We start from the raw sequence: 677 nt of genomic DNA on the forward strand, positions 1-677 counted from the left end.
TTTTTTGTCCATCATTTCTCCAATCCGTACGCGTCTAGATCGCACCATGCTTCAATCGTCATGGCGTCGGATTCCTTTTCATCCATGCCATCAATCAGCCACCCTTCGCCCAAAAAATACGAAGCTATCCCGATGGCGTGATCGTAAATAACATTGTGTACTTTCCCGGAAAATGTGATAACTACCTCCTCGTCTTCCGGCGGAAGCTTCTTCTCCGGAAGATACCATGTGACAATCACCTGTCGTTCCGCTGCCGCTTTGCTCATTTGCTCACCTCCCTCACAGCCTATCCAACGGACAGTTGAAACATATCTTTTCCATCATTTCGGTCAACTCATCCTCGTCATCCTCATCATATATTGTTTGGTAGCGGCAATATTTGTCACAAATTTCGTTTTTTACCTCTTCGATGATTTGGCTGACAGTCTTTGCTTTTTCTTCCTTTGTCTCCATCGTTTTTACTGCAGCTCCTCCTGCTATGCTTTCCAATTGGCTATTCCAGGTAGTTCCTTCCAATCAAGCGCATGAATTCTTTTCTCGAATGGTTTTCTTCGAACTTCATCTGTGCGGTTCTTTGCAGCAGCCGCATTTTTTCCGCATTGTTGTGGACCGCTTCTTTCCCTTCCCTGTGGTGTTTCAGGCAAAGTCGTACGGTCAGGCCATTTGCTTCACTGATT

The 677-nt window shown here is 45.6% G+C and carries 2 protein-coding genes and 1 pseudogene; all 3 read right to left on the reverse strand.

The window, feature by feature from the left end:
• Window positions 1–11: 11 nt before the first annotated feature.
• Window positions 12–266 (reverse strand): hypothetical protein, encoded by a 255-nt coding sequence (locus ACTQZS_RS15405; RefSeq protein ID WP_441476600.1) that lies wholly within the window; start codon window positions 264–266, stop codon window positions 12–14.
• A 13-nt stretch (window positions 267–279) separates the two neighbouring features.
• A complete protein-coding gene (locus ACTQZS_RS15410; RefSeq protein WP_441476601.1) occupies window positions 280–453 on the reverse strand; it encodes a hypothetical protein in 174 nt (57 codons plus the stop codon).
• Between the two features lie 40 nt (window positions 454–493).
• A pseudogene (locus ACTQZS_RS15415) lies at window positions 494–677 on the reverse strand (hypothetical protein); the annotation flags it as partial.

Source organism: Bilifractor sp. LCP19S3_H10, from assembly GCF_052119185.1.
Lineage (GTDB): Bacteria > Bacillota > Clostridia > Lachnospirales > Lachnospiraceae > Bilifractor.

Coding starts and splice junctions, on each gene's coding strand:
- ACTQZS_RS15405 (WP_441476600.1), bottom strand. CDS start 266: ATGAGCAAAGCGGCAGCGGAACGACAGGTGATTGTCACATGGTATCTT.
- ACTQZS_RS15410 (WP_441476601.1), bottom strand. CDS start 453: ATGGAGACAAAGGAAGAAAAAGCAAAGACTGTCAGCCAAATCATCGAA.